15 protein-coding genes are annotated in these 17,053 nt (G+C 68.4%); 8 read left to right on the top strand and 7 right to left on the bottom strand.

The window, feature by feature from the left end; translation table 11 throughout:
- On the top strand, positions 1-723 hold the full coding sequence (locus tag AB0J95_RS27835) for a hypothetical protein (protein WP_364763846.1): 723 nt from the start codon (positions 1-3) through the stop codon (positions 721-723).
- Here the strand turns inward: AB0J95_RS27835 and AB0J95_RS27830 are convergent.
- Entirely contained in the window at positions 720-1,631 is a 912-nt protein-coding gene (locus tag AB0J95_RS27830; protein ID WP_364763844.1) for a fumarylacetoacetate hydrolase family protein, read from the bottom strand. The two genes, AB0J95_RS27835 and AB0J95_RS27830, sit on opposite strands and share 4 nt — an antisense overlap.
- 36 nt (positions 1,632-1,667) lie before the next feature.
- Here AB0J95_RS27830 and AB0J95_RS27825 point away from each other — a divergent pair, with 36 nt between their 5' ends.
- Positions 1,668-2,258 (top strand): TetR/AcrR family transcriptional regulator, encoded by a 591-nt coding sequence (locus AB0J95_RS27825; RefSeq protein ID WP_364763841.1) that lies wholly within the window; start codon positions 1,668-1,670, stop codon positions 2,256-2,258.
- On the opposite strand, the gene AB0J95_RS27820 is transcribed toward AB0J95_RS27825, so the two are convergent.
- Positions 2,248-3,783, bottom strand: coding sequence for a hypothetical protein (locus AB0J95_RS27820; protein WP_364763838.1), 1,536 nt, complete (start codon positions 3,781-3,783; stop codon positions 2,248-2,250). The genes AB0J95_RS27825 and AB0J95_RS27820 overlap by 11 nt on opposite strands.
- Positions 3,784-3,871: 88 nt before the next feature.
- Positions 3,872-4,861, bottom strand: coding sequence for an ABC transporter substrate-binding protein (locus AB0J95_RS27815; protein WP_364763835.1), 990 nt, complete (start codon positions 4,859-4,861; stop codon positions 3,872-3,874).
- 87 nt (positions 4,862-4,948) lie between these two features.
- On the opposite strand from AB0J95_RS27815, the gene AB0J95_RS27810 reads away from it, so the two are divergent.
- The 6 genes from AB0J95_RS27810 (at position 4,949) to AB0J95_RS27785 (ending at position 12,108) form a co-directional block, all read left to right on the top strand.
- Positions 4,949-5,569 (top strand): PadR family transcriptional regulator, encoded by a 621-nt coding sequence (locus AB0J95_RS27810; RefSeq protein WP_364763832.1) that lies wholly within the window; start codon positions 4,949-4,951, stop codon positions 5,567-5,569.
- A 75-nt stretch (positions 5,570-5,644) separates the two neighbouring features.
- A complete protein-coding gene (locus tag AB0J95_RS27805; RefSeq protein ID WP_364763829.1) occupies positions 5,645-7,051 on the top strand; it encodes an aldehyde dehydrogenase family protein in 1,407 nt (468 codons plus the stop codon).
- Between the two features lie 46 nt (positions 7,052-7,097).
- Complete coding sequence (locus tag AB0J95_RS27800; RefSeq protein ID WP_364763826.1) at positions 7,098-8,207, top strand: DegT/DnrJ/EryC1/StrS family aminotransferase; 1,110 nt, start codon at positions 7,098-7,100, stop codon at positions 8,205-8,207.
- 8 nt (positions 8,208-8,215) lie between these two features.
- The gene (locus AB0J95_RS27795) at positions 8,216-9,628 is read left to right on the top strand and encodes an NDP-hexose 2,3-dehydratase family protein (RefSeq protein ID WP_364763823.1); all 1,413 of its coding nucleotides are present in this window, start codon (positions 8,216-8,218) and stop codon (positions 9,626-9,628) included.
- The gene (locus AB0J95_RS27790) at positions 9,625-10,839 is read left to right on the top strand and encodes a class I SAM-dependent methyltransferase (protein WP_364763820.1); all 1,215 of its coding nucleotides are present in this window, start codon (positions 9,625-9,627) and stop codon (positions 10,837-10,839) included. Before AB0J95_RS27795 ends, AB0J95_RS27790 begins: the two co-directional genes overlap by 4 nt.
- A gap of 186 nt (positions 10,840-11,025) precedes the next feature.
- Complete coding sequence (locus AB0J95_RS27785; protein WP_364763817.1) at positions 11,026-12,108, top strand: FAD-dependent oxidoreductase; 1,083 nt, start codon at positions 11,026-11,028, stop codon at positions 12,106-12,108.
- Here AB0J95_RS27785 and AB0J95_RS27780 read toward each other — a convergent pair.
- The 4 genes from AB0J95_RS27780 to AB0J95_RS27765 form a co-directional block, all read right to left on the bottom strand.
- The gene (locus tag AB0J95_RS27780) at positions 12,098-13,261 is read right to left on the bottom strand and encodes a nucleotide disphospho-sugar-binding domain-containing protein (protein WP_364763814.1); all 1,164 of its coding nucleotides are present in this window, start codon (positions 13,259-13,261) and stop codon (positions 12,098-12,100) included. The two genes, AB0J95_RS27785 and AB0J95_RS27780, sit on opposite strands and share 11 nt — an antisense overlap.
- Positions 13,262-13,263: 2 nt before the next feature.
- Positions 13,264-14,448, bottom strand: coding sequence for a nucleotide disphospho-sugar-binding domain-containing protein (locus AB0J95_RS27775; protein WP_364763812.1), 1,185 nt, complete (start codon positions 14,446-14,448; stop codon positions 13,264-13,266).
- 66 nt (positions 14,449-14,514) lie between these two features.
- Complete coding sequence (locus AB0J95_RS27770; protein WP_364763809.1) at positions 14,515-15,783, bottom strand: MFS transporter; 1,269 nt, start codon at positions 15,781-15,783, stop codon at positions 14,515-14,517.
- Positions 15,784-15,869: 86 nt separating this feature from the next.
- Complete coding sequence (locus AB0J95_RS27765) at positions 15,870-16,739, bottom strand: phytanoyl-CoA dioxygenase family protein (RefSeq protein ID WP_364763806.1); 870 nt, start codon at positions 16,737-16,739, stop codon at positions 15,870-15,872.
- Between the last annotated feature and the right edge of the window lie 314 nt (positions 16,740-17,053).

The following is a 17,053-nucleotide window of genomic DNA, read 5'->3' as shown; positions in this document are numbered from 1 at the left end:
GTGGGCCTTTACTCGCTGCTGACCTTCCTGGTCGTCCTGGTGACCGCCGTCATCGTGATCTCGGTCAGCCTGCGCAAACGGAACGCGCCCACGCAGCAGTACATGCCGCCCTACCAGCAACAACCGCCGATGATGCCGCCGTACCCGCAGCAGCAGATGCCGTACCCGGCGTATCCGCCACAACAGGTCCAGTACCCACCACAACAGGCGCCGGCCCAGATGCCGCCGGGGTACCAGCCGCGGCCGACCGACCAGGCCGTCACCGCGGCCAACGGCTACCAGCTGCTGATCCCGCAGTTCGGCCCGCAGAACCTGAACGTGATCATCAGCGTCGCGGTGGTCGCGCAGGGCAAGGTCTTCTTCCGGGCGATGCCCAACGGCACGGGTGTCTTCCGCGGCGGTCTGGACCTGGTCAGCGGCCGCCGCCAGGCGCAGGAGGACGCGCTCACGACGGTCCGGCGTGTGCTCGCCGAGGAGACCGGCGGCTGGACCGGCCGTCCCATCGCGACGGTCGGGTACGCCTCCTGGGATCTCGGCAACGGCAAGGAGACGGACATCTGCTACGCGGTCCTGCTCGACCTGCCGCCCAACGGCCAGCTGCCGGCCGCGGGGATGGGCACGTGGGCGGCGAAGGCCGACCTGCCGCAGTTCCGTGACCTGGGACCGCGGGCGCAGATGGCGTGCAAGTTCGCCGAGGACGCCCTGTCCGCCTGCGGGTTCTAGGACCGCGCCCGCGCAACCGGGTGCACCGGCTGGCCTTCGATCACGGTGTTCGAGATGGTGCCGAGCCCGGTGACACTCATCGTCACCGTGTCGCCGACCTTGAGCGGCGGCGGGTCCTGGGCGCCCCGACGCCCCCAGAACTCGACGAGACACCCATCGCCGCAGGTCCCGGAGCCGAGAACATCACCAGGCCGGACCACCGTGCCGCGGCTCGCGTAGGCGATCAGCTCCGGGAACGACCAGGCCATGTTCGCCAGCGAGTCCGTGCCGAGCTCGGTTTCGTTGATCGACACGGTCATCGTGAGGTCGTAGCGGTCGCCGTCCCGGTACGGTTCCAGCTCGTCCGGCGTGACCAGGTACGGGCCCAGCGTGGACGCGGTGTCCTTGCCCTTGGCCGGTCCCAGGCCGATCCGCATCTCGTGCGCCTGCAGGTCACGCGCGGACCAGTCGTTGAAGACGCTGTAGCCCGCGATGTGCTCCGCGGCGTCCTCGACCGTGAGGTTGCCGCCTTCGGTGCCGATGATCGCGGCGACCTCCAGCTCGAAGTCGAACACCTGACAGCCCGGCGGCACCGGCACCGGGTCGGTCGCGCCGATCAGCGCGTGCGGGTTGGTGAAGTAGAACGTGGGGATCTCGTACCACTCCGGCAGCACGCCGTCCCGGCCCAGCCCGCGGCCCGCGCCCTCCATGTGCTTCTCGAACGTGATGAAGTCCCGGATGGACGGTGGCCGCACCGGCGGCAGAAGCCGTTGCGGCGCGACGGGTTTCTCGCATCGGGCGAGCACCTGGTCCGGCGGCGCCGTCAGGACCGGGAACAGGTCGGTGCCCGCGGGCAGCGGGTGCAGGAGGTCCTCGTGAACGAGCGCGTGCCGGTAGCGCCCGTCGATGCTGATCGCGGCGAACTTCACCTGGCTGACTGTACGTACGTACAGTACACTCGGCAAGTGCCCCGTGACCGCCGCGACACCATCCTGAGAGCCGCCGAGAAGGTGTTCGCGCTCGAGGGCTACCACGGCACGACCATGCGCCAGATCGCCACCGAGGCCGGCGTCCAGCTCTCCCTGGTGGTCTACCACTTCACCGCGAAGATCAACCTGTACACCGAGATCTTCCGCAGCCGCCAGTACATCAACGACGACCGCCTGGCCCGCCTGGCCGCCGTGGATCTCACCGCCCCGGACGCGGTGGACAACATCGTGAAGGCCTTCGTCGACCCGGTCCTGGCCCTGCACGACAACCCTGGCGACGTGTGGTTCGCGCGCCTGGTGTTCCGCGAGGCCGCCGACCCCTCGAGCCAGCAACGAGCCATCATGGCCGAACTGTTCGACCCCATGGCACGCCAGTTCATCGCCGCCCTCCGCACCGCCCTCCCGGACAAGCCGCCGGGCTTCCACGAATGGGCCTACCTGTTCAGCGTCGGCGCCCTCACCCAATCGGCCTTCGACACCCGTATCGCCCGCCTCACCGACACCCCCACCGGCGACAAACACGCGTTCCTGCGGTCCTACATCGTCGGGGCGCTGGTCAACCCTTGACGACGACGGCTTTGGCGAACAGGCCGATGCCGCGGGCTTCCTCCCACGCGTACTTGCGGTTCAACCGGTTGGTGCCGCCGACGTCGTCGATGACGACGTAGTCGTCGTTGAAGTCCTGCAGGCGGGTCCAGTGGTAGTACTGGCCGACGGCGACCGGGCGGCCGGCGTCGAGGATGGGTGTGTAGGTGTCCTTGACCCATTGTTTGTAGCCGTGGAGGTCGACCTTCTCCTCCTGCTCGTCGAGGTCCTTGACGTGGTGGCCGGCTTCGACGACGTCGGCGTCGCCGGACTTGCCCTGGCGTTCAAGGCTTTGGCGGGCGCTGGCGGTCTTCCAGATGCCGTCGCGGTATTTCTTGCCGATCGCGGTGAGGTCGTCCTGCTCGGGGCTCTTGATCACCTCGGTGCCCACGCCGAACCGGCGGAACAGGACCATCAGGGGGTCGGCGCCGGTGGCGATCCAGTGGTTGAGCGCCTCGAACCGGGCCTTCTCGATCTGTTCGTCGGTGGGGTCGCCGACCGACAGTTTCTCCACAATGGACGCCAGCTGCATGAAGTCGGCCAGCCGCGAGCCGGAGTCGATCTCGCTGCCGGTCTGCGCCTCCGCCCACCGCTCGACGGCTTCGAGCTTGTGCCGGTCGCCGGTGTAGTCGCCGGCGCTCTTGCCCATCTGCTCAAGGCACAACGCGACCGTGGTGATGTTGCACGTCGAGTTGCGGACGATGCTGACGTCCTTGTGCAGGATGTTGGTGTTGGCGAACTGGGTGTAGAACGGGGCGATCGCGCTGACCCGGTGGAAGAACTCGGCTTTCTTCGCCGGATCGGTCAGCCCGTTGATCGCGGTCCGCACGTTGCCGATGCCCTCGACCAGTTCGGCGCGCCCCGGCCCGCTCTCCTCGTACGCCTGCTGGCCGCCCTTGCTGCCCGGGGTCGCCTTGCGCCCCAACGCCTCCAGCCGGTTCAGCTCCGCCTCGATGGCCGCGGGATCGGCCGGAATCGGCCCTGAAGGCGCAGGAGCAGCCGGTGCGACCGGGGCACTGGCAGCAGCGGGTGCACCGGGAGCGGCTGGAGCCGCAGCGGAGCCGGAGTCCGAAGAGGACGCATGCGTCCTGGTCAACGCCCGCAACGTCCGCCCACCCGGGTCGACCCGCCCGTCGGGATGCGGGAAGTGCAGGACCTCCTTCTGGAACCGGCTGATCGCCGCGTTCAGGTCCGCGTCCGCATAACCGGCCGCGGCCAGCAGCCGCAACACGATCAGCATGTCCCCGGGGTTGTTGTCCCCTTCGACCCCGACGGACCCGCTCAGCTCCTGGCCTACGAGCCCTTTCACGACAGCGCCGGCGACGGTCCCCGCTGTGTCGATCGCCGACCCGAGGCTCCAGAGCTGCGCGAACACCATCGGCTGCGAGCCCGCGAGCCGGGCCGCCGCCTGGTTGCCCACCCCCAGCATGACCGGGGAGGGACCCGCCGGGCGCGCCTCGGCCGAGCCGGTCTGGTCCGGCGACACCTCCCGATCCATGTGCCGCATGACCCAACTCTCCGAGCATCCCGGAACGCGCACAAGTCCCGATGGGCTGCCCGAAAGGACGAGCCCCCGCAATCATGGACCTGAAGCGCTAGACGCGGTAGCTCTCGCTGGCCTCGGCCAGCACGATCTCCTCGGCCGAGTACAGCTTCTTGGCCAGGCCCTGCGCGTGCGAGTAGCGGGCGAACGTCTCCAGCACGTGCCGGTTGGGTTCCAGGCCGTAGTCCCAGAAACCGGGGCCGAGCTCGGCGAGGGTCTCCTCGACGTGGTCGTGCAGCCACGGCAGCATCACCTTGAGCGCGCTGCGCTGCAACAGGTCGTCGTAGGCGATCCGCAGCGCGGAGTCGAACGCCTTGTACAGCTCGCGCGCGACCCACGGGTTGCGCTCGTACACCGACCGCTTGATCACGACGGTGTGCATGATCGGGAAGATGGCCGTGCGGCGGAAGTAGTCCTGTTCGACCGCGCGGAAGTTCTCGAACAGGTGGCGGATGTGCGGCTCGCGGCCGAAGCAGGACGGCTGCGGGGCGGTCAGGATCGCGTCGAGCTGACCGGACGCGAGCATCGCGGACAGGTTCTGGTTCGGCCCGATCGGGGTGACGTGGATGGTGTCCGGCAGCTCGAGGGGGATCTTCTCGAACCGGCCGCGGCCCTCCAGCGCGCCGGTCCAGTAGTTCATGCTCTCCACCGGCACGCCGTAGTCGTCGGCGAGGATGCCGCGCTGCCAGACCCCGGCGGTCAGCTGGAACTCGGGCGTGCCGATGCGCCTGCCGGCCAGGTCGCCGGGTTTGCTGATGCCGCTGTGCGCGTTGATGTAGATGGACTGGTGCCGGAAGAACCTCGAGGGGAACACCGGCAGTGCGACGAATGGCGGGTCCGGCTGGTCCAAAGTGAGCAGGTACGACGACAGGCTCATCTCGCTGACGTCGAACTCCTGGTGCCGCAGCTGCCGGTAGAAGGTCTCCTCGACCGGCAGGACGAGGTGGGTGAGGTCGATGCCTTCCGGGCGCACGCGCCCGTCCTGCAGCGGGCGCATCCGGTCGTAGTCCCAGCAGGCGAAAGACAACGGCAACTTGGGCATCCGGCCACCGTAGAGTTGGCGAACGATTTACGTCAACGTTGACCGAAAATGTGACTCCGCGGCCGGAACGGCGCAAGATCTGATGTCATGACCCTGCGCTACGCCCTGCTGGCCCTGATCGAGGCCGGCCCGATGACCGGCTACGAGCTGGCCAAATGGTTCGACCAGTCGGTGGCCTACGTCTGGCACGCGCAGCACTCGCAGATCTACACCGAGCTGCGCCGGCTGGAGGCCGAGGGCATGATCGAGGCGGAGACCCTGCCCCGCGGCGAGAAAGCCACCAAACGCGCCTACGCCCTTACTCCGGCCGGCTGCAAGCAACTGCAGCAATGGGTGTCGCAAGTGGAGGCCCCACCGGCGCTGCGCGATCCGGCGTACGTCAAGGCGACCTACTTCGAGTACGGCAGCTACCGGGAGGCCAGGGCCCAGTTCCGCGCGCACCGCAAGCACTACGAGGCCCTGCGCGACCACTACGAGGAGCACGTCGAGCAGCTCGAGCAGCGCGCCACGGCGTTGCTCAAGCGCAGGCTGGCCAAGTCTCCGGCGTCCTCCCATGACGCGATCGTCGCCTACAAGGCGCACGCGTACCGCGGCCTGATCGAACGGGCCAAGAGCGAGATCGCCTGGGCCGAGCGCGGGCTGGAGCTGGTCGACCGGCTGGCCGCCGGGCAGGGGGTCGACGAGCCGGTGCTGGACCCGAGCCCTTAAATTTAGGTCAAGTGTGACCTAAACTTAGACGGGCGTTCCACCCAGTCGCGGAACGCCTGGAGGTGGGGACCCGGCATGGACACGCTCGCCCACCACTGGCGCCTGCTGATCGGCGGGGAGCTGCGGGAACCCGTTCTGCGCCAACGTTATCCGGTCGTGAACCCGAGCACCGGCAGCACGCTCGCCGAGGCGCCCGACGGTGACGAGCACGACGTCGACGTCGCGTACCGGGCAGCGGCACGCGCGGCGGGGGAGTGGGGCCGGTTCGCGCCGCGGGCCCGGGCCGCGCTCGTCCGGGATCTCGCGCGGATCCTGCGGGACAACGCGGCTGACCTGGCCACGTTGGCCGCGTCCGACCACGGCTGTCCTCTTCGGACGATGCTGCTCGACGTCGAGGACGCCGCCGTGTCGCTGGAGATGTTCGCGGACTACGCGCCCCAGCTCGCGGGCACGGTCGTCCCGACCGGTGACGACACCGTGCACTACACCGTCCGGGAACCGTTCGGCGTGACCAGCGTGATCGGTCCGCCCAGCAGGATCGCCGCGCCGCTGGTCGCCGGAAACGCCGTGATCCTCACCGCCGGCCGCCAAGCGCCGCTGACCGCGTTGCGGATCGGCGAGCTGTTCGCCGATGGGTTGCCGCCCGGGGTGTTGAACGTCGTGACCGCGTCGCCGGATTCGGTCGCGGCGCACCGGTTGATCCGCCGGATCGCCTTCACCGGCAACGGACGCGCCGGGCGGTCGGTCCAGGTCCTCGCCGCGCGGGCGGCGGTCAAGACCGTCACGCTGGCCGTGAGCGGGAAGAACGTGATGGTCGTCCTCGACGACGCCGACCTGGCCGCGGCGGCGTCCGGTGCCGCGCGGGAGCTGTGCCCGGGCACGGCGACCCTGCTGGTGCACGAGTCGATCGCCGACGAACTGGTCCGCCTTGTCGTGCACCGGATCCGGGCGCTCACCGTCGGCGCCGCCGTCAAGTCCACTGTGGACATCGGCCCGCTCGGTGCCGAGACCCAGGCCGACCAGATCCTCGCCTACATCGCCGCCGCCCAGCGCGATGGCGCGACCGTCGCGTGCGGTGGCGGGCGGCTGCCGGGACCGGGTTTCTTCGTCGAGCCCACCGTGCTCACCGGCGTCGGCCCCGGGATGACGGTGTTCTCGGCGGACATCCCCGGGCCAGTGCTGTCGGTGGTGACCTTCACCGCTGACGAGGAGGCCATCCAGCTTGCCAACGCCGTTGACCACGGTGTGGCCACCAGCGTGTGGACGCGGAGCCTCGACCGCGCGCACCACTTCACCAGCGCGTTCGAAGCCGGGTCGGTGTGCGTGAACGGATCCACCCGGCGAGTACCCGGCGTGGCCGAGTGCGTGGCGGAGTTGCTCAGCTTCACCCGGACGAAGGCGGTCACCGTGTCCGTTTTGGGGGATGCCGCTGACCCGATGTCGCGAGGCAACCACTCACGAGGTCAGCAGGCCCCTGAGTAGTTCCGGCTGATGCTGGGAAAACTGTTGGTGCGTAACGTTTTTCAGCATGAGTACGCTGGTCTGGAACTACCTGGACGAGTACGACAACGAGCGGGACGACATCCTGGCCGCGGTCGACTCGGTGTTCCGGTCCGGCCGGCTCGTTCTCGGCTCGAGTGTTCAGGGGTTCGAGCGGGAGTACGCGGAGTATCTCGGCGCCCGGTTCTGCGTGGGGGTGGACAACGGGACCAACGCCCTCAAACTCGGCCTGCAGGCGCTGGGGATCGGGCCGGGCGACGAGGTCATCACCGTGTCCAACACGGCGGCGCCGACCGTCGTGGCCATCGATGCTGTTGGGGCGACGCCGGTTTTCGTCGACGTCCACGAGGACAGCTACCTGATGGACACCGATCAGGTCGCCGCCGCGGTCACCGGCAGGACTCGATGCATCCTGCCGGTGCACCTCTACGGCCAGTGCGTGGACATCGCCCCGTTGCGGATGCTGGCCGCCAAGCACGACCTGGAGATCCTGGAGGACTGCGCCCAGTCACACGGCGCCCGGCACCACGGCGAGATGGCCGGGACTCTTGGTGACGCGGCCGCGTTCTCGTTCTATCCGACCAAAGTCCTTGGCGCTTATGGCGATGGCGGCGCGACGGTGACATCGCACCCAGAGGTCGCGGAAAGCCTGCGGTGCCTGCGTTACTACGGGATGGCCGACCGCTACTACGTCGTGGAGACGCCCGGTCACAACTGCCGGCTCGACGAGGTCCAGGCCGAGATCCTGCGCCGCAAGCTCCGCAGGCTCGACGGCTATCTCGAAGCACGGCGAGCGATCGCGCACCGCTACGCCGAAGCCTTGGCGGACACCGAACTCGTGCTGCCGAAAACGGCCGAGGGCAACGAACACGTCTACTACTTGTACGTGGTAAGGCATCCACGGCGGGACGACATCATCGAGGCGATGAAGCAGTACGACATCTCGCTGAACATCAGCTATCCGTGGCCGGTGCACACCATGTCCGGGTTCGCCAAGCTCGGCTACCCGATGGGCGCGCTGCCGGTCACCGAGGCGCTCGCGGGGCAGATCTTCTCCCTGCCGATGTACCCGTCACTGCGGCGCGAGACCCAGGACCGGGTGATCGAGGCGTTGCGGGCGATCCTGGCCCGGCTGTAGGAACCGCCGTGCCCCCGGCCCTGCTGCCCGACCAGGATCCCCGCACCCCTGCGCGGATCGCGGCCTCGATGCACCCGGTGCTGGGCCCGGACGCCGTTCGCGCCTGGTTCGACGAGTACGCGCGGTATTCGTCCGCGACCGTGACCACCACGAACCTGAACCGGTTGGAAGGCTGGCTGATCGACCCGTTCACCGGTGACATCCGCCACCGGGTGGGGAAGTTCTTCACGATCACCGGGCTGGCGGTGGACTTCCCGGGTGGCCCGGTGCCGCGCTGGCAGCAGCCGATCATCATCCAGCCGGAGATCGGCATCCTCGGGATTCTCGTGAAGGAGATCGACGGCGTCCTGCACTGCCTGATGCAGGCCAAAGTGGAACCGGGCAACCCCAACGGCCTGCAGCTCTCGCCGACCGTCCAGGCCACTCGCAGCAACTACACGCGCGTGCACGGTGGCAAACCCGTGCCCTACCTCGAGTACTTTGTGGACGCTCGACAGGTGATCGCGGACGTCCGCCAGTCCGAGCAGGGATCATGGTTCCTGCAGAAGCGCAACCGCAACATGATCGTCGAGGTCGACGAGGACATCGAGGTGCTGGACGGGTTCCGGTGGATGACCCTCGGCGATGTGCACCAGCTGCTCGCAGTGGACGATGTGGTCAACATGGACGCCCGGACGGTGTTGTCCTGCCTGCCCTTCGCCGGGGTGTACGACGGCGATGGCCGGCGGGAGTCGCTGGTCCGGTCGTGCAGCGCCGGCGAGGGCAGCCTGCACTCGATGGGGGAGGTCCTGAGCTGGATCACCGAGCGCCGGACCCGCACCGAGATCAGCACCCGGACCATCCCGTTGGCCGAAGTCCGTGGCTGGTACCGGGAACCGGCGCGGATCCGGCACGAGGACGGGCTGTTCTTCGACGTCATCGGGATCGGCGTGACCGCGACCGGCCGCGAGGTCGGCAACTGGATGCAACCCATGCTGCGGCCGCACGGCACCGGACTGGTCGCGTTCCTGGTCCGCGAGATCGCCGGTGTCCTGCACGTGTTGGTGCACGCCAGGGCCGAGCCCGGGTACGTGGACGTGGTCGAGCTGGCGCCGACCGTGCAATGCGCGCCGGAGAACTACAAGCACATACCTCCACCGCCCTATTTGGACTCGGTGCTGGCCGCCGGACCGGACCGGACGCGGTTCAGCGCCATGCTGTCCGAGGAGGGCGGCCGGTTCTACCACGCCAGGACGTCCTACCGGGTCGTCGAGACCGACCTGGACCCGCTGGACGAGCCGCCGGACTTCCGCTGGCTGACTGTGCACCAGCTGCTGGATCTGCTGCGGCACAGTCACTACGTCAACGTCCAGGCCCGAACCATGATCACCTGCCTGCACGGCATGGTCGCCGGCCTGGCCGGGGAAAGGACGTCCCGATGACCATCTGCCGAGTCTGCGCGGGACCGCTCCAGGAGTTCGCCGACTTCGGCCGACACCCGTTGTCGGATGCCTTCCGCCGGCCGGAAGACGACAGCGAGGAGTTCTTCTTCCGGCTCGCCGTGGGCAGCTGCGCTTCCTGCACGATGGTCCAGCTGGTCGAGGAGGTCCCGCGGGAACTGATGTTCCACGAGGGATATCCGTACTATTCCTCGGGATCGGCCTTCATGCGGGCCCATTTCGAAGCCGCCGCCCGCGGTTTCCTGGACCGGGCCGGGCCGGACGGGTTCATCGTCGAGCTGGGCTGCAACGACGGCGCCATGCTGCACGTCGTGGCCGAGGCGGGCGGGCGGCACCTCGGGATCGAGCCGTCGGGTGCGGTCGCGGCGGTGGCGGCGAGCCGAGGCGTGCGGGTGGTCGGCGAGTTCTTCGACGAGGACCTGGCGGCCGGGATCCGGGCGTGCGACGGTCCGGCGGATGTCATCTTCGCGGCGAACACCTTGTGCCACATCCCCTACGTGAACTCGGTCCTCAAGGGAGTGTCCACCCTGCTCGCCCCGGACGGGATCTTCGTGTTCGAGGACCCGTACTTCGCCGACATCCTGGCCAAGTCCTCGTTCGACCAGATCTACGACGAGCACTTCTACTTCTTCACGGCGGGATCGGTGGCGAACCTCGCCGCGCGGCACGGCCTCGAACTGGTCGCGGCCGAACGGCTGCCGGTGCACGGCGGCGAGGTTCGGTACACACTGATGCGGGCGGGGGCCGGGTTGCCGTCCGCATCAGTGACCGATCTGCTGGCCGCCGAGGCGGTGTACGGGGTCACCGAGGAGGCCACCCTCAAGCAGTTCCAGTCCACAGTGGAAAGAATCAGGACGGACCTGACCGGTCTGTTGTCACTCCTGCGGGACAAGGGCAAGACGGTCGCCGGCTATGGGGCCACGGCGAAGAGCGCGACCGTGACGAACTTCTGCGGCATCGGGCCGGACCTCGTGTCGTACGTGTGCGACACGACCCCGGCCAAACAAGGCAGGCTGACCCCCGGCGTCCACCTGCCGGTCCGGCCACACTCGGCCTTCGCCGAGTCCTATCCGGACTACGCGCTGCTGTTCGCCTGGAACCACGCCACCGAGATCATGGCCAAGGAACAGGAGTTCACCCGCTCCGGCGGCCGGTGGATCACCTACGTCCCCGAGGTCACCATCACTCCTTGACGGCCGTGACCCGAACAGGCCCGGCACTGCACTCCGCGACGACCTCGACCTGACCACACCCGGCGGTGTGGCCTTGGTCGAGGCCTCAGCCGGCTGTCCATCGTGGTGTTCCTAGGTGTTTTCGTTGGTTCCTAAGGGGAAACGAGGGCTTCGGGCGGGCTCGGCGGCAACGTAACGTCCGGAATTGTGGCCGGAAACAACTTCGATGTGGCCGTTGTCGGCGGCGGGTTCTACGGGTGTTTCGTCGCCGGGCAGGTCGCCGCGCGCCACCCGGACCTGTCGATCGTGTTGCTGGAGAAGGAGAACGCCCTGTTCGCGCGGGCATCCGGCACCAACCAGGGCCAGCTGCACATGGGCTACATGTACAGCGCGGACGTGGAGCTGGCCGAGGAATGCGCCCGGAACTCCGCCCGGTTCGCCGAGCAGTACCCCGAAGTGGTCGACGGCGAGGTCCGCTCGTACTTCGGCATCCACCGTGCCTCGGAAATCTCCCCGCACGAGTACATCGAGTTCTGCGGCTCGCTGGGGCTCCCGCTCTACCCGGCGCCACGCCGACGGTATTTCGGCGATGGCGTGATCGAGGCTTTCCTGTCCGTGGAACGCACTTTCAACGGCGTGAAGCTCGGCCGGATCCTGCACCGCAGGCTCGGCGGTGTGCAGATCCAGGTGTCCCGGCACGTCCACAGGATCGAGCCCGGCGAGGTGCACTCGATCATCCTGTCCGACGGCGATGTCGTGACCGCGAAGACCGTCTACAACACCACGTTCGCGGACATCAACCCGTTGCACGACCGGTCCGGCCTTCCCCGGGTGCCGATCCGCTGTGAGGTCTTCCTGCATTTCCTGCTGCAGTTGCCCAATGAGTACGACGGAATCGGGATCGCGGTGATCCGGGGCCGGTTCGCCTCCGCGCTGCCGTCCAGCGTGCACGGCGGGCATCTCCTCGCCGCGGCGGCCTTCCGGCGGCTGGAGATGAGCGACTCGGTGTCGTTGTCCGAGTACGTGGACCAACGACAGGTCGACAAGACGCATGCCGAGGCCATCCGCGAGTGCTCGGCCTACCTTCCGGCCCTGCGCGATGGTGTCTACAAAGGACATGTGATCGGCACGCGGGCGGCGTTCATCGACACCGCGACCGGCGAGACCACCAGCCGGGTGACGTCGCTGCTCGACTTCGCCGGGATCCGGGACTACCACGTGATCCTCGGCGGCAAGGTCCCGTGCCTGTTCGAGGCGCTGGAGCCGGCGCTGGCCGGGATCAGGCGATGAGCTGGGGGACGACGTCCGCGGGGGCGGGCATCGTCTCGATGTCCTCGCGCAACCGTTGCGCCGCATCGGCGTAACCGGGATCGGACAACAGCTTGTCGATCGCGTCCCGGACGTCGGCGGCCTCCTGGTGCCGCAGGTGGATCGCCGCTCCGGTCTGGGCGAGGCGGCCGCCGACCTGCTCGTCCAGGGGTTCGCGGGTGATCACGAGGTGCGGTACGCCGAGCGCGGCCGCGGCCATGGCGGTGCCCTCGCCGCCGTGGTGCACGACCGCGTCGCAGTGCGGCAGAACGAGGTTCAGCGGAGCCCCGGAGACGTACCGGACGCCCTGCGCGGGCGTGCCCAGGGCCGAGACCAGGCTCGGACTCGCGAGCACCAGGACCTCGGCGCCCGCATGAGCGATGGCGGTGATCGTGTCGGCGAACGGGTCGGCAGCGCCCGTTCCCAGCGCGCCCTCGGCCACCATTCCCCAGGTCACGCAGACCCTGGGCCGAGCCCCGGTGAGCCCGTCAGGAGCCAGACCTGGGCCGTTGTAGGGCACCCAGCGCATCGGTATGCACGGCCGTTCAGCGCCGAGGAACATGCTGGCCGGCATCGTGTCGACGAACAGCGCGCCCTGCGGCGGTTCCTGGCCGAAACGGGCGAACATCTCCACGTACTCGGGCAGCGGTTCGCCGGACGGCCGCCGCTCCACGCAGAACACGTCCTGGGCGCCGTGCGTGTACCGGACGCAGGGCACGCCCGTCAGCTCGGCGCACAGGGCGAGGGTGTCGTGCACGATCAGGTCGGGCCGCCAGTGCCGGGCGAACGCGACCAGGTCGTCGGCCATGGCGTCGGCGGCCGCGACCGAGTACCGGCCGAGGACCTCCAGCAGCTTCAGTTGCCCCGATGTGAGGCGTTCGGGATGGGCCGGCCAGTCAGTCGGCCAAGGCGGCTGACCGTAGGCGGTGGTGACCAGTTCCTCGCGCGCTTCGGCCGACAGCTGGGGTCCCTGGCCAATAGTGACAATGGACAGTCCGGTGTGCGCCATCGTGGTGGCCGACTTCGGTGTTCCGGCGAGCCGGACCTCGTGCCCGGCGGTCCGGAACGCCCACGCCAACGGTACCAACGGGTACAGATGGGACGGTCCACCGGCCACCGCGAACAGCACCCGCATGGCTAACCCCCGGCCAGAGCCCGAACCACCTCGGCCGGGGTGGGCTGGGCCTCGATCTCGTCACGCAGGCGCTCGGCACCTTCCCGATAGGCCGGCACCGACACCAGTTTCTGGACCCCTTCCCGGACCATGGCGTGACTTTCGTAGCGGATCGCGATCCCTGCTCCGGCCGCGGTGATCCGGCCACCGCACATGTCGGCTTCCGGGCTGTTGGCGATGATGAGCTGCGGGACGGCCGTGGTGGCGGCGGTGAGCGCCGTCCCGTCGCCGCCTTGGTGCACGATCGCGTCGCAGTAGGGGAGAACCAGGTGCAGCGGAACCGAAGCCAACGCTCTCGCGGCCGGCGGGAGCGGGCCGAGAAGCTCGATTTCCCGGGCGGGAGCGGCGATGAGACAGTCCATGCCCTGGACCGCGATCGCGTTGATGACGGCACGGAACGGCAGTAGCCCATCGCCCGTGTCAGACATCGTGTGTCCCCAAGTGACACACACCCGTGGCCGGGACCGTTGGCCCATGAGGCCTTCCGGCGTACCGCCGGGGCCGTTGTAGGGGATGTAGCGCATGGGGTGTAGCTTCGGCGGTGTCACCAGCCGCATGGCCGGTGGCGTCGGGTCTACTGTGGACGATGGGTCGGTGGTCGCCGGCACACCGAAACGGGCGAACAGCGAGACATACTCCGGCAGGGGATCGTTGGTGGGTTGGCGCATTTCCAGGCGCTGAGCGGAATCCGTGCCCGACAGATGTCGTACACCGGGAACTCCCACAGCAGCCGCGGCGACGGGCCCGGCGTAACTGAACGAGTCGTAGACGACCAGGTCCGGCCGCCAGGAACGGGCGAAAGCGACGAGATCGTCGACCATCGCGGCAGCTGCGGCAATGAGATAACGGCCGATGGATTCCAGGCAGGCCAGCCGTTCCGGCGTGAGGCCGGCCACGTTCGCGGCCCAGTCGGACGGCCACGGTTGCTGGGAGAACACGGCGACCGCGAGGTCATCGCGTGCGTTCGTGGTCACCTGGGGTGGGCCGCCGACGGCGACCGGTGGGAGCCCGGTGTACGAGATGTCCGTTGTCCAGCGTGGGGTGCTGGCCAGCCGGACCTCGTGGCCGGCCGCGCGGAACGCCCACGCGAGCGGGACGAGCGGGTACAGGTGCGGCCGGGTCCCGAAGACGGTGAACAGGATGCGCACGGGAAGGACGTTACGAGCCAGGCTGATCACCCGACAGGCCCGGATTCTACCTAGCAGTGGGCGGCTCTACCTGAGTACGCGTGCCGCCCACACACCCGTGAGCGCGACGACGATACCAGCGAACAGGAAGATCGTGTCAATCGGTCCGAAGTGGACCCCGAGGACCGTCGTGTTCAGGTCCCGCAAAGCCACCGAAGCCAGCCACGCGGTCAGGCCCGCGGATGTCAGGGACGCCAGGTGGATCGCGGGCTGCAGGACACCGCTGACCCGGCCGATCAGGTGGTCCGGCGCGGCTCGCATGATCAGCGGCCCCACCATCGAGTTCACCGCCGCCACCGGAAACCCCACGAAGAACACCACGATGAGCGCGCCGATCGGCCCGGTCATCCGCGAGTACAGCATCAGCAGCATCCCGACCAGGATGAACCCACAGGAATACACCCGGCGCGCCTTGAGCCGGGGCGCGAACACCGCCGACAATGCGGCCCCGATCAGCGAGCCGATCCCGAAAGCCGTGCCCAGCAAGCCGTACACCTCCGGCGGAGCCCGGAGGTTCGTGGTGACGAAGAAGATGTCCAGGGTATTGAGCGCGGTCACCCCCACGACGACCATGACCGTCGTGACCAGCATGACCCGCAGCAGCTGATTGCCCGCGAAGAACGTAAGCCCGTCCCGGAGCTCCCGCCACACACTCGTCGAGGAGCGCCGTCCACTATCGACACGAGACGCGTGAACCCGGGAAACGGCCAGAAAGGACACCACGAAGGTCGCCGCAGTGGCCAGCAACGCCCACTGAACGTCGGCAACCACAAGCAGACCCGCGGCAACAGTCGGTCCCACGATCGTGGCCATCGCGGCGGTTCCGGCCGTCAGGCTGCCCATCCGTTCCCGGTCCTCGTCGGCCACGACTGTCGCAAGCAGACCGTACCGCGCCGGGTTGAAGAACTGGGCCGCGATCGCGCACAGGGCCACGACACCGTAGATCGCGGCAAGCCTTATCGCCACGGGTAAATCCTCCCCGGCGAGCAACAGGATCGCCAGCCCGGTCACAAGCGTTCCCCGGATGGCATCCGTGGTGAGCATGATCCGGCGGCGGTCCCACCGGTCGGAACACACACCACCCATCGGTCCCACCAACAGAACCGGCACCGTCCGCGCGGCGAGCACACCCGAGGCCGCGGCCGGGCCCCACGAGTCCCCTCCGGCCGCGACAAGACCGAGCCACAACATCACGGCGGTCTCGAGCACCTCGTCGCCCAGCAACGACACCGCCTGACCGAGCCACAACCAGCGATAGTTCCGGTTGTGCCGCAACGGGAGGGCCGCACGAGTCATAAGTTGTCCACATCGGACCTTCGGATCACCACTACGGCAACGACGTTACCCATGATCCCCGGCGACCCGATAGGAAGTGCTTTTACCTAGGGAATGAGCGGCGGGTGACTGGGATCCAGCAGGCCCTGGGCGGAAAGCTCGGTGTAGAGCGGAGTACTGGCCGGATAGTGCCCCCACTGGTGATCACCCGACCCGTCCCCGGCGAACCCGAGCAGCTGCCGTTGCACCGGGTTGAGATCCTGGAACCATGGCTGCTCCAGCAGATCGCCAGTCTCGTCGCGGATGGCGATCCAGCGGTAGGTGTACCCGAAGAACACGACCTTACGCGTCACCTGCGAGTAGTTGTCCGCACGCGCATGCCACAACCTCCGGTCGAAGAACAACACATCCCCGGGGTTCACCGTCACCTCGATCGCGCCTTGCGGCTGCGGCCACACCATCCCGCGCTGCGGCGGCCCCGGCAACCAGTTGGTCCTGTGGCTCCCCGGCACGATCGTCAGATTGCCCCGCCCAGGCACCGACACATCCGACAACCAGAACGCCGTCTTCACCGACATCCGCGGCCGCGGATCCGTCTCGATCTCACGGTTCTGCCGCCCACCATCCTGATGCCACTGCCACCAGAACGGCTCGCGCCCCTCAATCCGCGGATGCACATCAATATGCGAGTGATACGTGTGCACATTCCACCCCAACGCCGACCACACCCGCCCGAACACCGACGGATGGTCGATCAGCCCAGCCAACGGCGGGCAGCTGGTCACCGCGCTGAGCAGGTGCAACGACGCACCCGACGCAGCCTCCGGCGAAGCCGCGTAGACACGGTCGACCACCGCCTTGTAGTAGTCGACCTCCGTCGCGTTCAGCGCGTTGCGGATGATCAGGTAGCCGTCCTGCTCGAACTGCTCGCGCTCGGCGGAGGTCATCGGCGTCCATCGGGTCATCGAGTGCGTCATGCCCCACACCCTGCCTTTGCCCAGGTCACAGCAACGTCGGCCGATCAGCCCGACCACCCCGGCCACCCGGCCGAGACAACATCAGCCAATCGGCCGAGAACCACCCACCCGTATTGATCCCGGCGCGGGACCGCTCCGAGGTGTGGTGCCGAGGTGTTCTGGCTCGCGGGCACGCCCAGCCAGCCGACGAGCCCATCGCGGCGCCTGGTGAGCACGCACGCGGTTCGATTTTGTGCGGGGTGGCGGCGCACATAAGCTTTCCGGCGGGGCAGGTCGCAGACCTGCCCCCTTTGATCTGCCCCGTGCGCCGCAGG

The organism is Actinocrispum sp. NPDC049592 (assembly GCF_040675465.1).
GTDB lineage: Bacteria > Actinomycetota > Actinomycetes > Mycobacteriales > Pseudonocardiaceae > Kibdelosporangium.
Note: the sequence above shows the minus strand (reverse complement) of the source record. Positions and strands in the feature narration are given on the sequence as shown.

Excerpts from the sequence above, each read along its gene's own strand:
- AB0J95_RS27820 (WP_364763838.1), bottom strand. The coding sequence starts at position 3,783 with ATGCGGCACATGGATCGGGAGGTGTCGCCGGACCAGACCGGCTCGGCC.
- AB0J95_RS27815 (WP_364763835.1), bottom strand. The coding sequence starts at position 4,861 with ATGCCCAAGTTGCCGTTGTCTTTCGCCTGCTGGGACTACGACCGGATG.
- AB0J95_RS27810 (WP_364763832.1), top strand. The coding sequence starts at position 4,949 with ATGACCCTGCGCTACGCCCTGCTGGCCCTGATCGAGGCCGGCCCGATG.
- AB0J95_RS27805 (WP_364763829.1), top strand. The coding sequence starts at position 5,645 with ATGGACACGCTCGCCCACCACTGGCGCCTGCTGATCGGCGGGGAGCTG.
- AB0J95_RS27800 (WP_364763826.1), top strand. The coding sequence starts at position 7,098 with ATGAGTACGCTGGTCTGGAACTACCTGGACGAGTACGACAACGAGCGG.
- AB0J95_RS27790 (WP_364763820.1), top strand. The coding sequence starts at position 9,625 with ATGACCATCTGCCGAGTCTGCGCGGGACCGCTCCAGGAGTTCGCCGAC.
- AB0J95_RS27780 (WP_364763814.1), bottom strand. The coding sequence starts at position 13,261 with ATGCGGGTGCTGTTCGCGGTGGCCGGTGGACCGTCCCATCTGTACCCG.
- AB0J95_RS27770 (WP_364763809.1), bottom strand. The coding sequence starts at position 15,783 with ATGACTCGTGCGGCCCTCCCGTTGCGGCACAACCGGAACTATCGCTGG.
- AB0J95_RS27765 (WP_364763806.1), bottom strand. The coding sequence starts at position 16,739 with ATGACGCACTCGATGACCCGATGGACGCCGATGACCTCCGCCGAGCGC.